The 14,940-nt window shown below is 53.8% G+C and carries 14 protein-coding genes; 6 read left to right on the top strand and 8 right to left on the bottom strand.

Annotation, left to right across the window (positions count from 1 at the left end; translation table 11 throughout):
• Window positions 1-19: 19 nt before the first annotated feature.
• On the bottom strand, window positions 20-1,000 hold the full coding sequence (locus IE076_RS19015) for a sugar-binding transcriptional regulator (protein ID WP_189438374.1): 981 nt from the start codon (window positions 998-1,000) through the stop codon (window positions 20-22).
• A 687-nt stretch (window positions 1,001-1,687) separates the two neighbouring features.
• On the opposite strand from IE076_RS19015, the gene IE076_RS19010 reads away from it, so the two are divergent.
• The 4 genes from IE076_RS19010 to hrpB all read left to right on the top strand — a co-directional run bounded on the left by IE076_RS19010 (window position 1,688) and on the right by hrpB (window position 6,824).
• Window positions 1,688-2,503 carry a DUF1194 domain-containing protein gene (locus IE076_RS19010; protein WP_189438485.1) on the top strand — a complete coding sequence of 272 codons (816 nt, stop codon included), beginning with the start codon at window positions 1,688-1,690 and terminating at the stop codon, window positions 2,501-2,503.
• Between the two features lie 259 nt (window positions 2,504-2,762).
• Window positions 2,763-3,191 (top strand): methylglyoxal synthase, encoded by a 429-nt coding sequence (locus IE076_RS19005; RefSeq protein WP_189438373.1) that lies wholly within the window; start codon window positions 2,763-2,765, stop codon window positions 3,189-3,191.
• A gap of 14 nt (window positions 3,192-3,205) precedes the next feature.
• Window positions 3,206-4,249, top strand: a complete 1,044-nt coding sequence (gene glk / locus IE076_RS19000) for a glucokinase (protein WP_189438372.1) — start codon at window positions 3,206-3,208, stop codon at window positions 4,247-4,249.
• A 121-nt stretch (window positions 4,250-4,370) separates the two neighbouring features.
• The gene (gene hrpB / locus IE076_RS18995) at window positions 4,371-6,824 is read left to right on the top strand and encodes an ATP-dependent helicase HrpB (protein ID WP_189438371.1); all 2,454 of its coding nucleotides are present in this window, start codon (window positions 4,371-4,373) and stop codon (window positions 6,822-6,824) included.
• Window positions 6,825-6,878: 54 nt separating this feature from the next.
• Here the strand turns inward: hrpB and bfr are convergent, their stop codons facing one another.
• Window positions 6,879-7,364, bottom strand: coding sequence for a bacterioferritin (bfr, locus tag IE076_RS18990; RefSeq protein WP_189438370.1), 486 nt, complete (start codon window positions 7,362-7,364; stop codon window positions 6,879-6,881).
• Between the two features lie 54 nt (window positions 7,365-7,418).
• Entirely contained in the window at window positions 7,419-7,628 is a 210-nt protein-coding gene (locus IE076_RS18985) for a (2Fe-2S)-binding protein (protein WP_054665781.1), read from the bottom strand.
• 117 nt (window positions 7,629-7,745) lie between these two features.
• Here IE076_RS18985 and IE076_RS18980 point away from each other — a divergent pair, with 117 nt between their 5' ends.
• Both IE076_RS18980 and IE076_RS18975 read left to right on the top strand, forming a co-directional pair.
• Window positions 7,746-8,507, top strand: a complete 762-nt coding sequence (locus IE076_RS18980; RefSeq protein WP_189438484.1) for an SDR family NAD(P)-dependent oxidoreductase — start codon at window positions 7,746-7,748, stop codon at window positions 8,505-8,507.
• 164 nt (window positions 8,508-8,671) lie between these two features.
• A complete protein-coding gene (locus tag IE076_RS18975) occupies window positions 8,672-9,397 on the top strand; it encodes a DUF8692 domain-containing protein (protein ID WP_189438369.1) in 726 nt (241 codons plus the stop codon).
• A gap of 35 nt (window positions 9,398-9,432) precedes the next feature.
• On the opposite strand, the gene IE076_RS18970 is transcribed toward IE076_RS18975, so the two are convergent.
• The 5 genes from IE076_RS18970 to IE076_RS18950 form a co-directional block, all read right to left on the bottom strand.
• Window positions 9,433-10,233, bottom strand: coding sequence for an FAD binding domain-containing protein (locus tag IE076_RS18970; protein WP_189438368.1), 801 nt, complete (start codon window positions 10,231-10,233; stop codon window positions 9,433-9,435).
• A gap of 40 nt (window positions 10,234-10,273) precedes the next feature.
• Complete coding sequence (locus IE076_RS18965) at window positions 10,274-10,771, bottom strand: hypothetical protein (protein WP_189438367.1); 498 nt, start codon at window positions 10,769-10,771, stop codon at window positions 10,274-10,276.
• Between the two features lie 4 nt (window positions 10,772-10,775).
• Window positions 10,776-13,139, bottom strand: a complete 2,364-nt coding sequence (locus IE076_RS18960; protein ID WP_189438366.1) for a xanthine dehydrogenase family protein molybdopterin-binding subunit — start codon at window positions 13,137-13,139, stop codon at window positions 10,776-10,778.
• A gap of 108 nt (window positions 13,140-13,247) precedes the next feature.
• Window positions 13,248-13,736: a (2Fe-2S)-binding protein gene (locus IE076_RS18955; RefSeq protein ID WP_189438365.1), complete on the bottom strand. Its 489-nt coding sequence runs from the start codon at window positions 13,734-13,736 to the stop codon at window positions 13,248-13,250.
• Window positions 13,737-13,924: 188 nt separating this feature from the next.
• Window positions 13,925-14,632, bottom strand: a complete 708-nt coding sequence (locus tag IE076_RS18950) for an SRPBCC family protein (RefSeq protein ID WP_189438364.1) — start codon at window positions 14,630-14,632, stop codon at window positions 13,925-13,927.
• Window positions 14,633-14,940 lie beyond the last annotated feature (308 nt).

Genomic DNA, 14,940 nt, shown 5'->3' with positions numbered 1-14,940 from the left:
GACGAACTGGCCCCGAAACTTATTTTGTTGTTTCCAGTTCATTCTCTTTTAGTAGGCCAACGAGTTCCTTGGCCAAAACCTCATCGATGATCAAATCCTTGATAATGCCGGTCGCCAATGCCGCCAGTGTTGCTTTCGCTTTGCGGTAACCGCCAACGATCGCAACGACATGCGCCTTGCGTACATCATCAAAATGCAGTCCAACTGCTTTTTCATTCAAAGAACAGGCCACTTCCTTGCCGTTGATATCGACAAACCGGCCCATCACGTCAGAACACGCGCCGCTTGCGAGCAGCTCTTCGCGCTCTTCCGAAGTAATCAGCTTGCGTTTGACAAGGTGACCTTCCTTCTCGACAGATCCGATGCCGATTATGAACAGCTCGGCCGCTTTTGCTCTGGAGAGCAGCTCCTGAACTGCGCCCTGAGACAGAAAGGTTTCTCTTTCTGCTTTCGTTTCAGCAATATATGGAACAGGAAGGTAGAATCCCTCGCCGCCTGTCTTTGCACAAAGCTGCTGCACAACATCATAGGGGTTGGCAGAGAGGCGGCGGGTGAGCGAGCCGGATACGGACAGCAGCTCAAGCTCTGGAACGTGAACACGAGGCATCGCCTCGATTGTGGACTGAAGCGTGCGACCCATGCCTACGCCGATGCGTTTAGGCGGGTTTGTTGTGAAAAGTGAATGAAGATATTGGCTGGCGAATGATGACACAGCAGTAAATGAGTCTGCTTCCTCACCGCTGCCAAGGTCCGGAGCAATAAAGCAATTCTCCAGATTCATTCGTTTGCAGAGATACTGTTCTAATTCAACGCACTCGGAAGGTCGCGCTTCGATATGAAATTTTATCAAGCCTTCTTTTTGAGCATGTGCTATTAGGCGATGAACCTTTGCAGGAGAAACCCCAAGACGACCCGCAATCTCCCCTTGCGTGCTTCGGCCGATGAAAGACATCCAAGCGGCTCTAATGGCCAAGGATGTGGTCCATTCGTCTGCCTTCATGGTCTAGCCTCTTTTATTCCTAAATGGCTTCACTGAGATGCCTCCAGAAGCCATTCCCAAATTTCTATCTGAATGCCCAGTTTCAGAGCTTCCGGGCACCCCTCCCAAATCAGATTGGAATATTTCTTCACCCCGTGAGAAATATTTCAAGGACACATTTGCATTAGGAGAAACCGAAGGTCAAGGAAATAAACAGCGCGATTTGCAGATTCTTAAAGCGCATGAACTAAGCCACTGTTTTTACCATACTAATAGAATAAAAGAGTTTCGGCTGAAGTACTTGCGGAAATTACTTAGGTTGCGACTCAGTTGAATGACCCGCTTTACGACGTGATCCTTAACAAAATTATCAACTTTATGTAACATTCCATCAAGTTTTAACATTTTTAAAATAATCAAAATATTTTCAACGCACTAACTGGCGCAATATTTGTGCCCTCAAAATTTTCAGAATGCATTTACTGGCAAATCAAACAATTAGTTTTGATGGAGCGAGATTAATACAACCCTATATATATCAATGCTAGTGAATAGTCTTCCACATCCATGGATGACCTATGGAATACTATGGATGTATCATGTTTTCGCTAGCTGAGTGCCGATTACAGCAAAATAAAAAAATTGAGGTGGGAGGTCGTGACCGGGACATCCTGAACCTTGTAAAAAAGGAGGCTGACAATGCGGCCCATGTGCACCAGACCCCTCATAGCGATTGCGGGCGCAGTCGCACTTGGTGGTTTCCTGCTTTCTTCCCCCATCCTGGCGAAATCCAACACTCATGCATCTTTGAACTTCGACATGTCCAATGAGGTCGACCTCGAATTGGTTCTGGCCGTTGACATTTCGCAGAGCATGGACCCGGAGGAGCAGCGCGTCCAAAGAGAAGGATATATCGCAGCTCTGACTTCTGAAGAAGTGCTTGATGCGATTAAGTACGGCCCCATCGGCCGCATTGCTGTCGCCTACATGGAATGGGGCGGCAAAGATGAGCACTTTGTCGTTGCGGACTGGACTGTGATTTCAGATGTGGAATCCGCCGGAGAGTTTGCCGGTAAAATTGCCGAGGCTCCTTTGCGCCGGGTGCAACGCACATCCATCTCTTCTGCCCTGACACAGGCGGTTAATCTTGTTACGGCCAACCAGTATAACGGCATGCGCCGTGTCATCGATATCTCTGGTGATGGCCCCAACAATCAGGGCAGCGCAGTCACCGAGGCCCGCGATGCTGCAATCGCGCAGGGCGTTACAGTCAATGGCTTGCCTTTAATGCTGAAGGAAGAGAGCATTTCGTGGCAGTCCATGCTGCATCTGGATCATTATTACGAGGACTGTGTGATTGGTGGACCGGGCGCATTCTCGATTCCCGTGCGCTCCAAAGAAGGCTTCAGCGATGCAATCCGCATGAAACTTGTGCTCGAGATTGCTGGCCTTGTGGATGACCAGCCCAAACTGATCCGCGCCAAGTCGCGCAGAGATATGGTCATGTGCTCCCTGTTTGACTGACGGTGAGCACACCAACTGGTTGCGGAAACCTGTGTATGACCTGCTGCTGTTTGTCGCCGCTTAAATATCAGGCACAAACGGCGCATGTTGGCTCTTTCAAAGCCTGTCAAGACGCGCTAAAGGATAGGTCATCTCAAGAAGCTTAGAGCATGTCGCGTATACTTTCAGGCAAGCTCTAAGTTTTTGTTGGGCGTATCCCTTTGGGAAAACGGAACCACCGTTTGGGGATGCGCACCAGCGACGTGTTGACGGAGCCAAAATGACCGAGCGCAGAACTCTCGCCCTAATCGCCCACGATGCCAAGAAAGACGAAATGGTCGCGTTTGCCAAATTGCATGAGAGCAAACTGGCTGACTACAAGCTCTTCGCAACGGGAACAACGGGTGGTCGTATTCATGATGCATGCCCATCTCTGGATATCGTCCGGATGAAGAGTGGCCCGCTTGGTGGTGACCAGCAGATCGGCGCTTTGATTGCAGAGCGCGCTCTCGACGGTCTGTTCTTCTTTGTCGACCCGCTCTCTCCAATGCCACATGATGTGGACGTGAAGGCGCTGATGCGTCTGGCGCTTGTCTATGACATTCCGATGGCCTTGAACCGCAGTACGGCAGACATCATTTTACGGTCTGCCCGTCTTGCAGGGCTGTCCACGTCGTCACAGACACCAGAAATTTCCAGCCAACAATAAAGTCAAACTCATAAATGCTGCACTCTGCTCCGCTTACAGAAAATCTGCCCTACCCGGTGCTTGTCGCTGACATTGGCGGCACAAATGCGCGCTTTGCACTGATTGAAGGACCCAATGCGCCTAGCAAGTTCTGCGGTCAGGAAGGGACAAAAGCACACGCAACCATTCAGGATGCGATCCGTGCCGGCGTTCTGGAACAAGGATATGCTGCGCCACGCTCTGCGGTTCTGGCTGTTGCGGCGCCGGTTTCCAGCGACCGGATTGCGTTGACCAATGCACCCTGGGTGATTGAACCTCCGGCTCTCATCCGCGAGCTTGGTCTGGAGCAGGTGGTAATGCTCAATGACTTTGAAGCGCAGGGCCTTGCACTGCCTTCGCTCGCCCCAACAGATTTGGAGCAGATTGGCGGCGGCACAACCGTGCACAATGCCACCAAGTTTGTTGTTGGTCCTGGTACTGGCCTTGGCGCTGGTGCGATGGTCCGCTCCTGCGGCAAGTGGATTCCTGTTCCCGGGGAAGGCGGCCATGTTGAGCTGGGGCCACTCAGCGAAGAAGAGTACCGTATCTGGCCACATCTGGAACGTATCGGGGGCCGTGTTGGCGCTGAGCAGGTAGTTTGTGGTGCAGGGCTTATTCGCCTTGCCAACGCTGTCCTGAAGGCGCATGGCGCGCATCGCACCTATGAAAAACCTTCGGACGTCCCGATGGCGGCTGATGGTGGTGATGAGGTTGCACAGAAAGTGCTGCGCTTGTTCTGCGCTGCGCTTGGCCGTGTGGCCGGTGACTTTGCGCTGACTACGCTGGCACGCGGCGGTGTTTATCTGGCCGGCGGCATTCCGCCGAAGATCTCACAATGGTTGCATATGGGAGAGTTCCGTGCAGCATTTGAGGCCAAAGCACCGCATGACAGTATCATGAAGTCTATTCCGACCTATATTATCACGCATAAGAGCCCTGCTCTTGAAGGACTTGCAGCCTACACCCGAGCACCGGAGGATTATCTGGTGGACCTGACGGGGCGCAGCTGGCATCGCAACGACATCAAGAGTTCGATATAGATCCAAGCGCGACTTCTTATTTGACTGGAAGCAGCTTTGCGTTGTTTAGAGTGTGGCACATTCATTTTCTTTCACACGTGCCGCACTCCTTTGATTGACGCCTACTTTTTGCGCGGAGCCCATGACATCTTCTTCCCTGCCCATCGATGCAATTCTGCCGGACCTGCTCTCCACGCTTGAACAGAGCACCAATGCAGTTCTGGTTGCTGAGCCGGGCGCGGGTAAGACAACCCGTGTGCCACTGGCTCTGCTGGAGGCACCTTGGCGTGAAGATGGCAAGATCATCGTGCTTGAACCACGCCGCCTTGCTGCTCGTGCTGCCGCACGCCGCATGGCGCATACACTTGGTGAGCGGGTTGGGGAAACGGTTGGCTACCGCGTGCGGATGGACAGCAAGGTTTCAGGCAAAACACGTATCGAAGTGGTGACCGAAGGTGTTTTCACCCGCATGATCCTAGATGATCCGGAGCTCTCCGGCGTGGCTGCGGTTCTGTTTGACGAATACCATGAGCGTTCCATGGATGGGGATCTGGGTCTGGCGCTGGCACTGGATGTTCAGGGAGCGTTGCGGGAGGATCTGCGGATTGTACCCATGTCCGCGACACTAGATGCTGCCGAGGTTTCCAAGCTGCTGGATGATGCACCAGTCCTGAAGAGTAAAGGCCGCCAGTATCCAGTCGAAACACACTACATTGGCCGTGATCCGCGCCGGAGACTGGAAGATCAGGTGGCAAATGCTGTTCGTGCTGCACTGGCCGAGGACGCTGGCTCGGTGCTGGTGTTCCTTCCCGGACAAGGTGAGATCAAACGCACGCAATCGTTACTGGAAGGGCGTGTGGCTGCTGATGTGGACCTTGCACCGCTTTATGGCGCGCTGGATAGTAAGGCACAGGATCTGGCGGTTCGTCCTGCCGCATCGGGCCGCCGAAAGGTGGTGCTAACCACGGCAATTGCGCAGACCTCCCTGACCATTGAAGGCGTGCGGATCGTGATCGATTCCGGGCTTTCGCGTGTGCCGCGCTATGACCCGCAGACTGGCTTGACCCGTCTTGAAACGGTCAAGGTATCACGCGCAACAGCGGAACAACGCAGGGGCCGTGCCGGGCGTGTGGAACCGGGTATCTGCTATCGGCTGTGGGAGGAAGCGCAGACCAAGGCTCTGCCTGCTGCCGAGAAGCCCGAGATACTGGAGAGCGATCTCTCCGGGCTGGTGCTTGATGTGGCGAACTGGGGTGTTGCTGATCCAGCGCAGTTGAAGTTCATGACCCCTCCTCCTGCGGCGGCATGGTCTGAAGCTAAAGAATTGCTTGAAGAGTTGGATGCTCTGGATGCGGATGGTGGCCTGACAAAAGCTGGTGGCGAGCTTGCCGGATTGCCGTTGCACCCTCGCCTTGGGCACATGCTGGTGCAGGCAGCACATGAGGGGCAGGCAGAGCTGGCCTCGCTGATTGCAGTGATTATCGGCGAACATGGGCTGGGTGGCCGCTCTATAGATCTACGCGATCGTCTGCGCCGGTTGATGCAGGATCAAAGTCCACGTGGAAAAGAAGCACGGGCGCAAGCCAAGCGCTGGGTGAAGCTGGTTGGGGGGCATTCCTCTCAGCGGGCAAACTTTGAAGATGCGGGCGATATTTTGAGCCTCGCCTACCCGGACCGTATTGCTCAGCAGCGCGGTGCGCGAGGAAGTTTCCGCCTTGCTAATGGCCGTGGTGCACAGCTGGACGAGAGCGAAGCGCTTTATGCCGCGAAGTTTCTGAGCATTGCCGAGGTGACAGGCACGGCCGCCCGCGCGCGCATTTTGTTAGCAGCACCACTTTCGTTCAACGAACTTGAAACGCGTTTTGCCTCGCACATCCGCGAGAACGAGCAGGTGCAGTTGACGCCGGACGGGGGCATCAAAGCAGTTCGGCAGCGGGTGCTTGGCAAACTGGTACTGGACGAGAAAAAAATCTCTGATCCTGATCCAGAGGCAATCACCGATGCCTTGCTGGAGCAGATTGCTCGTAAGGGCGTGGCTCGCCTACCGTGGAGCAAAGATCAGCTGCGTTATCGCGGGCGAGTGAATTACCTTCGGGAGACTGCCGGGAAGGACTGGCCCGATCTGAGCGACAAGGCTCTGGATACGGACTTTGATTGGCTGCGTCCGTTCCTTGCGGGGAAAACCGCTGCCTCGCAGATTGATGCAAGTATGCTCGGAGATGCGCTAGCAACGCTGGTTCCGTGGGAGCTGAGCACACAGCTGGACACTCTGGCACCCTCCCACTTTGTGGTACCGACTGGATCACGCATTCCGATCGATTATGACGGAGAACAGGGTCCGATGCTTTCTGTTCGCGTGCAGGAGTTGTTTGGGTTGGCTCAGCACCCGTGTATCTGCGGAGGGAAGGTTCAGTTGGTCTTGCAGCTGCTCTCCCCTGCTCAGCGGCCTATTCAGATCACCAAGGATCTGCCGGGGTTCTGGCAAGGTTCGTGGGCGGACGTCAAGGCGGATATGAAGGGGCAGTACCCCAAACATCCATGGCCGGATAATCCGCTAGACGCAGAGGCCACGCGGCGGGCGAAGCCGCGTAAATAAAAAGCCGAAGAGTGCAACCACTCTCCGGCCTTACGTAATTCGATTGCGGAAAGCTTATTCGCTTTCGTTTGCAGGGGCTGCCTGAAGCAAGCCGTAGCGCTCGATGCCGATCTTCTCGATAAGCTCCATCTGAGTTTCGAGGAAGTCGATGTGACCTTCTTCGTCTGCCATCAGGTCTTCGAAGAGCTTCATGGTGACGTAATCGCCTTCGTCGCGACAAACTTCGCGGGCTTCTTTGTAAAGAGCACGTGCGGAGTATTCGCCAGCCAGGTCGCACTCAATGCATTCCTTGAGGTCCTGACCGATACGCAGAGGATCAAGCGTTTGCAGATTCGGGTGTCCTTCGAGGAAGATAATACGCTCGATCAGCTTATCGGCGTGTTCCATTTCCTCAATGGATTCCTCGCGTTCTTTCTTCGCGAGCTTTGTGAAGCCCCAATCTTCAAGGAGACGGTAGTGCAGCCAGTATTGATTAACCGCTGTCAGCTCATGACGGAGCGCTTTATTGAGATATTCCAGTACTTTAGGTTCACCCTTCATGTCACTCTCTCCTTGACAAATTGAGGTATTGTCCTTTTTTAGAATAATTCCAAGCTACTGTCCAGAGTCATCTTTTACTTGTTCAGCCTCCGCGTACACAACCTCGATGATGCTCTTGAAGCAACCACCACATTTTGGCCTGTACCCTAGATGACGAAAAATTGCGCCGGGAGTGGGGACACCGCCCTCCGGGTTCTCGCAGAGTTCGCGTGCAGCTTGTTTAATTTGTTTGTCAGTAATGACGTTGCAGTGACAAATGATCATTGTTGGTTGCTTTCGGGCTCCCAATTTCTCTTGCAAAGCATTATATAATCTGTAGAGCTTTTAAAACTAGAGAATAATACTCCAGTTTCCTGCAGTCCTATCATGAGCAAAGCCCCTATGAACACCAACCAAACGACGAAGGATCTCCGCAAAACAATCGTTTTGACAGGCGCGAGCCGCGGAATCGGCCACGCGACGGTTAAAAAGTTTTCTTCAGCGGGTTACCGGGTCATCAGCTGTTCCAGACAACCTTTTTCTGACAAATGCCCCTGGCCATCGGGACCTGAGGACCACATTGAAGTGGACCTAGGTGATTCTGATAGTCTGGAAAATGCAGTTTTGCAAATTAAGGAACGTTTGCAAGACAATGGCTCCATGCTTCACGCACTGGTGAACAATGCTGGCATCAGCCCCAAGGATGAAGAAGGGCAACGCCTCGATTCCCTGACCACACCGATGCAATCTTGGCGGGATGTGTTTCAGGTCAACTTTTTCGCACCGATCATGCTCGCACGCGGATTGTTTGAGGAATTGAGGGCTGCAAAAGGATCTGTTGTCAACGTCACTTCAATCGCCGGAGGCCGCGTACACCCGTTTGCAGGCACTGCTTATGCGACCTCCAAAGCAGCTCTTGCGTCACTAACCCGTGAAATGGCGGCTGATTTTGGTCCTCATGGTGTGCGCGTGAACGCGATTGCGCCGGGTGAGATCGACACTTCGATCCTTTCTCCGGGTACCGAGAAGATCGTTGAAACCATTCCAATGCGCCGTCTTGGGAGTACCGCAGAGGTGGCAGACACCATCTACTACCTGTGTTCTGCGCCGTCCTCCTATGTCACGGGCGCCGAGATCCATATCAACGGTGGTCAGCACGTTTAAGTGCATCTATCCATTGGGTTTCTAAGGGGCGCTTCAGGCGCTCTTTATTCTTGCTATTGAGAGAAACACGAGCCCTGCTCTACCCGCAATTTTATTAGTTACTTTTTTAGTAATCTTCTGATCTAGTGAGCTGGTTACTTAAAGGCATTTGGGGGATCAGACTGTTGGCTGCATTCAATTTAAATAGGGTACCCATCATTTTATACGCTGCGGTCTTTCTGATCGTACTGCTTGGTATCGTTCAACAGGTCTTCGTTACCTACGTGGGCATTGAGACGCCTTTGAAGGATCTTCGGCACTTCTCGCTGGATCACGAAACCAATTTGGGCGCATGGTTCTCATCCATGGTAATGCTTTGCATTGCGGGGCTATCTGGTTTGATCGGCGTGATGGAGCGGCACTCCAAGCAGCCGCAAAACTGGCTCTACTGGATGGGGTTGGCAGTCGGCTTTTTGTATATGTCGGTTGACGAGAATATTGGCATCCACGAGGTGACCATTAATCCGCTGCGTGAAGCCTTTGACCTGAGTGGTCCACTTTATTTTGCCTGGGTGATACCGGGAATGATTTTGGCTGCAACTGTCGGGCTTGTTTACCTGCGCTTTCTTGCAAGGCTACCGAGACGGTTTGCGGTTCTGTTTGTGCTGTCAGGAACCATATATCTTTCCGGCGCGCTCGGATTCGAGATGTTGGGTGCCAGTTTTGCAGGCAGCGTGGGGTATGACGCGCTTGGATATAAGATCTTCTATACGCTTGAAGAAACCTGCGAGCTGATCGGTCTAACGACCTTCCTCTCGGCTCTCCTCGCCTATCTGGGAGAGGTGCATGGCTATGCCACGATTACATTCCAGCGGACGGCAAAAGCTGGATATTTGAAATCAGGCAAGTGAGGGAAAGGGGCAAACGCCCCTCCCCCTATGTTTTCTCAGGCTGCGGCAGCGACGGCGCGTTTGGCCATGACCGTTACCAGATTGGCGCGGTAGGCTGCGGTGCCGTGCATGTCGGAGAGCATGTCATCTACAGCTGGAGCCATGCTGGCTACAGCGTCAGCAGACCAGTTGCCATCCAGAGCCTTTTCCATGTCAGGCATGCGGAAGACACCGTTTTGCCCTGCTCCAGTGACTGCCACACGTGCGCCTGATCCCGTCTTTGCCACAAACACGCCAGCCATGGCATAGCGGGATGCGGGGTTCGGGAACTTGACGTAGGCGGTGTGTGATGCTGCCGGGAAGACAACTGCAGTTACAATTTCATCTTCATCCAGCGCTGTTTCGAACATGCCGGTGAAGAAATCTTTCGCGGTAAACTCCCGCTTGTTGGTCTCGATGGTTGCACCAAGAGCCAGCAATGCTGCCGGGTAGTCCGCTGCCGGGTCGTTGTTGGCGATAGACCCGCCAAGGGTGCCCATGTGGCGAACGTGCGGATCACCGATGTGTCCGGCCAGATCAGCCAGTCCCGGAAGAGCGGCTCTGACATCAGCATTGCCAGCCACATCCGCATGGCATGTTGCTGCGCCAATGCGAATTGAGCCGTCCGCCTGTTTGGTAATGCCGGAGATCTCGTCTATGTGACGCAGGTCGATCAGATCACTTGGTGCGGCAAGGCGCTGCTTCATGGTTGGGATCAGGGTTTGACCGCCAGAAAGCAGTTTGCCGTCATCGGCGTTCTTCAGCATTGCGGCTGCATCTGACACTGTCGATGCGCGATGATATTTGGTCTCGTACATTTTTAGCCTCCCATCCCCATAGGGGTCTTTGGCAGAGTTGCTATGAGTTTAGTTCGGATAATTCAGCTTTCGGGTACGGAATAGCCTCCAGATCAGAAAAGAAAATCTTGCGATTTTGCTCGCCGTCAATCAGCTGACCAAGCCGCGCTGCTCTTTGGAACAGAATTGCGGCTTCGCTGTCCTCACGCGCCAACAACTTGGCGCGTGCCATAAGCTCGGAAGCATAGGCATGATCGAAATCGGCCATATCCTCCTGATGCGCATTGGTCAGCTCCATGGTCTGCAGCGCATAACGCATGGCTGCTTCGATGTTGCCGAGCAAAACATGGACGCGACCCACGAGCCAGAGCCCGCGTTGGTGATTGACTTTCGTTCCCACCTGAAGCCAGTGCCAGAGGCTGGCGTGCGCGACATGGAGTATCTCGTCATTTTCCTCCGCCGACCGGTTCTCCTTATCCAGAAGAGCCCATGTGCGTTGGTTGAGTTCAATGGCGATGAACTTGTGATCCAATGTCGGTTTTGCGCCAGCCTGTGTCACTTGATTACTCCGCTGCCTGTTTCATGCCATTGTCCTGAATGAGCTGCCAGACCCGGTTAGGCGAGGCAGGCATGGTCATGTCGCGGATGCCAAGAGCGTCCGTGATGGCGTTGATGACAGCAGGCGGTGAACCGATCGCACCAGCCTCGCCACAGCCTTTCATGCCGAGCGGGTTGCCCGGACATTCTGTGACTGTGGTTTCCAGCTTGAAGGACGGCACATTGTCTGCACGCGGCATGGCGTAGTCCATGTAGGATGCAGTGAGCAGCTGGCCATCTTCGTCATACTGGGTGTGTTCCAGCATGGCCTGACCAATGCCCTGCACCAGACCACCGTGGACCTGACCTTCCACAATCATCGGATTGATGATGGTGCCAAAGTCATCGGCTGCCACGAAGTTCTCGATGGAGACAACGCCAGTATCCGGATCAACTTCCACCTCGCAGATGTAACAGCCTGCAGGGAACGTGAAGTTGGTTGGATCGTAGAACGCTCCTTCCTTCAGCCCCGGCTCCATACCTTCCGGCAGGTTGTGGGCGGTGTAAGCTGCGAGTGAGACTTCTGTAAAGGAGAGTTTTTTGTCGGTTCCGGCAACTTTCAACTCGCCGTTCTCGATGGTGATGTCCCCTTCAGAGGCTTCCATCAGGTGCGCTGCGATTTTCTTCGCCTTGGCTTCGACTTTGTCGAGTGCCTTGGAAATCGCGGACATGCCGACGGCGCCTGAGCGGGAGCCGTATGTGCCCATGCCCATTTGCACCTTGTCAGTGTCGCCATGAACAATGGAGATGCTATCGGTTGGCAGGCCTAAGCGGTCTGACACCAACTGGGCGAAGGTGGTTTCATGTCCCTGACCATGGCTGTGAGAACCGGTCAGCACCTCAATGGTACCAACAGCATTGACACGAACCTCGGCAGACTCCCATAGGCCAACGCCAGCGCCCAATGAGCCTACTGCCTGAGAGGGTGCAATGCCGCAGGCCTCGATGTAGCAGGACATGCCGATGCCACGGAGTTTGCCAGCAGCTTCAGATTGAGCGCGACGCTGCGCAAAGCCGTTGTAATCAATGGCGTTCATGGCCTGATCGAGAGATGCTTCGTAGTCACCGGCATCATAGGCCATGATTACAGGTGTCTGGTGTGGGAACTCGCGGACGAAGTTCAGGCGGCGGAATTCTGCTGGCGCCATGCCAACTTCTTTTGCTGCCGTTTCCATCATGCGCTCAACAACATAAGTCGCTTCCGGACGTCCTGCCCCGCGATACGCATCTACCGGCGCTGTGTTGGTGTAGACCGCTTTCACATTCGCGTAGATATTTGGAATGTTGTACTGGCCGGACAGCAGCGTTGCGTAGAGGTAGGTTGGCACGGAAGATGAGAACAAGGACATGTAGGCACCAAGGTTGGCGACTGTCTTCACGCGGAAACCGGTGATTTTGTTGTTCGCATCCAGAGCCAGCTCAGCTGTGGTGTGGTGATCACGACCATGTGCGTCTGTCAGGAACGCTTCGGTTCGGTCCGAGGTCCATTTGACCGGACGGCCTACGCGTTTTGTGGCCCACAAACAAGCGATCTCTTCCGGATAGATGAAGATCTTGGAGCCAAAGCCGCCACCCACATCCGGTGCCACCACGCGGAGTTTGTTCTCCGGCGCCACGTTGTAGAACGCGGAGAGAACCAAGCGGGCTACATGCGGGTTTTGAGAGGTGGTGTAGAGCGTGTAGTGCTCTTCCGAAGGATCAAAATGGGCCAGAGCAGAGCGTGGCTCCATCGGGTTTGGAACAAGGCGGTTGTTGTCCAGGTCCATCTGGGTGATGTGCGCGGCGTTGGCGAACGCTTCATTGGTTGCCGCTTCCTCACCGATCTCCCAGTCGTAAATGAGGTTGCCAGCAGCTTCCGGATGGAGTTGCGGGGCGCCGTCCTTGAGCGCATCAAGGCTATCGACGACGGTTGGCAGCTCTTCATAGTCCACGATGACAGCTTCGGCTGCATCACGGGCCTGTTGCAGGGTGTCAGCCACAACAACTGCGATTGCCTGACCAACAAAGCGCACGGTTTCCGACTCAAGGGCACGGTAGGCGCCCATGTTCATTGGAGACCCGTCTTTGGAGTGGATCATCCATCCGCAGATGATGTTGCCGATACCGTCGGCAACCAGCTGGTGGCCATTGAGAACCGCATCAACACCCGGCATTTTCATCGCTTCGTCGGTGTTGATGGACTTGATGCGCGCATGCGCGTGGGTTGAACGAACAAAGGCCGCGTAGCCCATGCGTGGCATGGTCATATCATCGGTGTAGCGGCCATTTCCTGTAATAAATCTCTTATCTTCCTTGCGCAGCACCCGTGCGCCAATTCCTTCTGCTGCCATTTCCATCCCCTCCCGGAAGGTTGACTTCAGCAACTGTTCATAGACGCCAGTACTGCCCCTCCGCGTGAAACGGGGTGCATCCGGCCTCAAGGCCAGTTGAACTCTGAATTATTCTGCGGCTTGGAGAACTTCCGCCATCTCGTCTGCAGCAGCTTTGATCGCCTTGACGATGTTGTGGTAGCCGGTGCAGCGACAAATATTGCCTTCCAGCTCATGGCGGATTGTCTTTTCGTCCAAATCAGTCCCGAGGCGATTAATCATGTCGATTGCGGACATAATCATACCGGGGGTACAGAAGCCGCACTGAAGGCCGTGGTTTTCCTTGAATGCCTTCTGCATGATGTGCAGCTGGCCATTTTGGGAAATGCCTTCGATGGTGGTAACGGCAGAACCAGATGCCTGAACAGCAAGCATACTGCAGGACTTAACCGCCCTGCCGTCCAGATGTACAAGGCATGCACCACACTGCGAGGTATCGCAGCCAATGTGCGTTCCGGTCAGTCCCTGATTTTCACGCAGAAATGTCGATAGAAGGGTGCGGTCTGCAACCTCACCAGAAATCTGCTTTCCATTCACCGTCAAAGAGACAGTCGTCATGGTTTTCCTCCCTCACTAAAGCCTGCAATTTTCGCGTCCGCAGGCTATGAAGCCAACAACCTTGATCGGGGTCTCCGCTCCTATCAACGTAGTTGGTTATAAATTAGGCCGCTGGCCCAATTATTCTCTGGGATGGTTATTCGGCAGTGAACCCGCTCCATACACTGCCGTTTGCAACCACCAAACTTCTAGGTTCCAAGCAACCAATAAAGCACAATCAGAACAAGCAGAGTGATAATTCCCCAGCCCAACGGGCCACCTAGGAATCCTTTGCCTGCGGCAACCTCTACTTTTTCTTCAACATCCTTAACCGCTTCTTCCAAGGCATGCTCAGCGTCTGCAATCACTTCCGTCGGAGCATCGACCATGTGCTGGTTGGCAATGGTCTTGGCTTCTTCGATCAGCGCTGTATCCGGCTCTTCGTCCGCAAGAGACTCATCCGCTTCGGACACGGGCTCGCCGCCAAGTTCTCTGTTCAGGTTTGAGAAGAACTCTTCAGCCATCTTTTTGGCTGTGGAATCGATCAGCCGGTTGCCCAGCTGGGCAAGCTTGCCGCCAACCTTTGCGGTCACCTCATAACTCAAGAGAGTGCCGTCGTCGCTCGGCGCTAGAGCGACATCTGCCGACCCCTTGGCAAAGCCAGCCACACCACCTTTGCCTTCACCGGAAATCTTGTAGGAGTTTGGCGGGTTCAGATCAGAGAGCGTTACTGCGCCTTTGAACTTGGCCTTTACCGGTCCCACTTTTGCGGTGACTGTCGCTGTCATTTCTGTGTCGGAGGTTTTTTCCAGACTATCGCAACCCGGAATACACTTTTTCAGCAATTCAGGATCGTTGAGAGCTTCCCAAACTTTTTCCTGACTCGCAGGTATTTGCTGCTCTCCAGACATTTCCATAGAGTGGCCCCCTCGTTATTCTCAGTGCTTCCTTTAGGTAGGCTTTGCGCCTTAAGGTCACTTTTGCATTCTACGTCATGTAGATTGGACTTAAACCGAGGGAAAAGACAAGTACCTCTCGTGTTAAAATTGTCATGAATGCTCAAAACTTCTTTTCAGAAGACAGTGACGTTTTACAGGTCCCGCGTCAGGGCGGTGCTTGCGTGCTGTGGATACTCACTTAACGGTAAAGGCGTTGTTTTGCGCTAAAGCGTTGACCGCAGGCTCGCATCGCCTTAATGCCTTTTCATTAAACAGATGAAATCAGC

This window comes from Pseudovibrio japonicus (assembly GCF_014651595.1).
Lineage (GTDB): Bacteria > Pseudomonadota > Alphaproteobacteria > Rhizobiales > Stappiaceae > Pseudovibrio > Pseudovibrio japonicus.
The sequence above is the reverse complement of the archived record's forward strand: the minus strand, read 5'-3'. Positions and strand labels throughout refer to the sequence as shown.

What these genes read in the sequence shown, in the direction of transcription:
- hrpB (WP_189438371.1), top strand. Translation starts at nt 4,371, where the DNA reads ATGACATCTTCTTCCCTGCCCATCGATGCAATTCTGCCGGACCTGCTC.
- IE076_RS19015 (WP_189438374.1), bottom strand. Translation starts at nt 1,000, where the DNA reads ATGAAGGCAGACGAATGGACCACATCCTTGGCCATTAGAGCCGCTTGG.
- IE076_RS18980 (WP_189438484.1), top strand. Translation starts at nt 7,746, where the DNA reads ATGAACACCAACCAAACGACGAAGGATCTCCGCAAAACAATCGTTTTG.
- IE076_RS18950 (WP_189438364.1), bottom strand. Translation starts at nt 14,632, where the DNA reads ATGGAAATGTCTGGAGAGCAGCAAATACCTGCGAGTCAGGAAAAAGTT.
- bfr (WP_189438370.1), bottom strand. Translation starts at nt 7,364, where the DNA reads ATGAAGGGTGAACCTAAAGTACTGGAATATCTCAATAAAGCGCTCCGT.
- IE076_RS18970 (WP_189438368.1), bottom strand. Translation starts at nt 10,233, where the DNA reads ATGTACGAGACCAAATATCATCGCGCATCGACAGTGTCAGATGCAGCC.
- IE076_RS19010 (WP_189438485.1), top strand. Translation starts at nt 1,688, where the DNA reads ATGTGCACCAGACCCCTCATAGCGATTGCGGGCGCAGTCGCACTTGGT.
- IE076_RS18955 (WP_189438365.1), bottom strand. Translation starts at nt 13,736, where the DNA reads ATGACGACTGTCTCTTTGACGGTGAATGGAAAGCAGATTTCTGGTGAG.
- IE076_RS18960 (WP_189438366.1), bottom strand. Translation starts at nt 13,139, where the DNA reads ATGGCAGCAGAAGGAATTGGCGCACGGGTGCTGCGCAAGGAAGATAAG.
- glk (WP_189438372.1), top strand. Translation starts at nt 3,206, where the DNA reads ATGCTGCACTCTGCTCCGCTTACAGAAAATCTGCCCTACCCGGTGCTT.
- IE076_RS18985 (WP_054665781.1), bottom strand. Translation starts at nt 7,628, where the DNA reads ATGATCATTTGTCACTGCAACGTCATTACTGACAAACAAATTAAACAA.
- IE076_RS19005 (WP_189438373.1), top strand. Translation starts at nt 2,763, where the DNA reads ATGACCGAGCGCAGAACTCTCGCCCTAATCGCCCACGATGCCAAGAAA.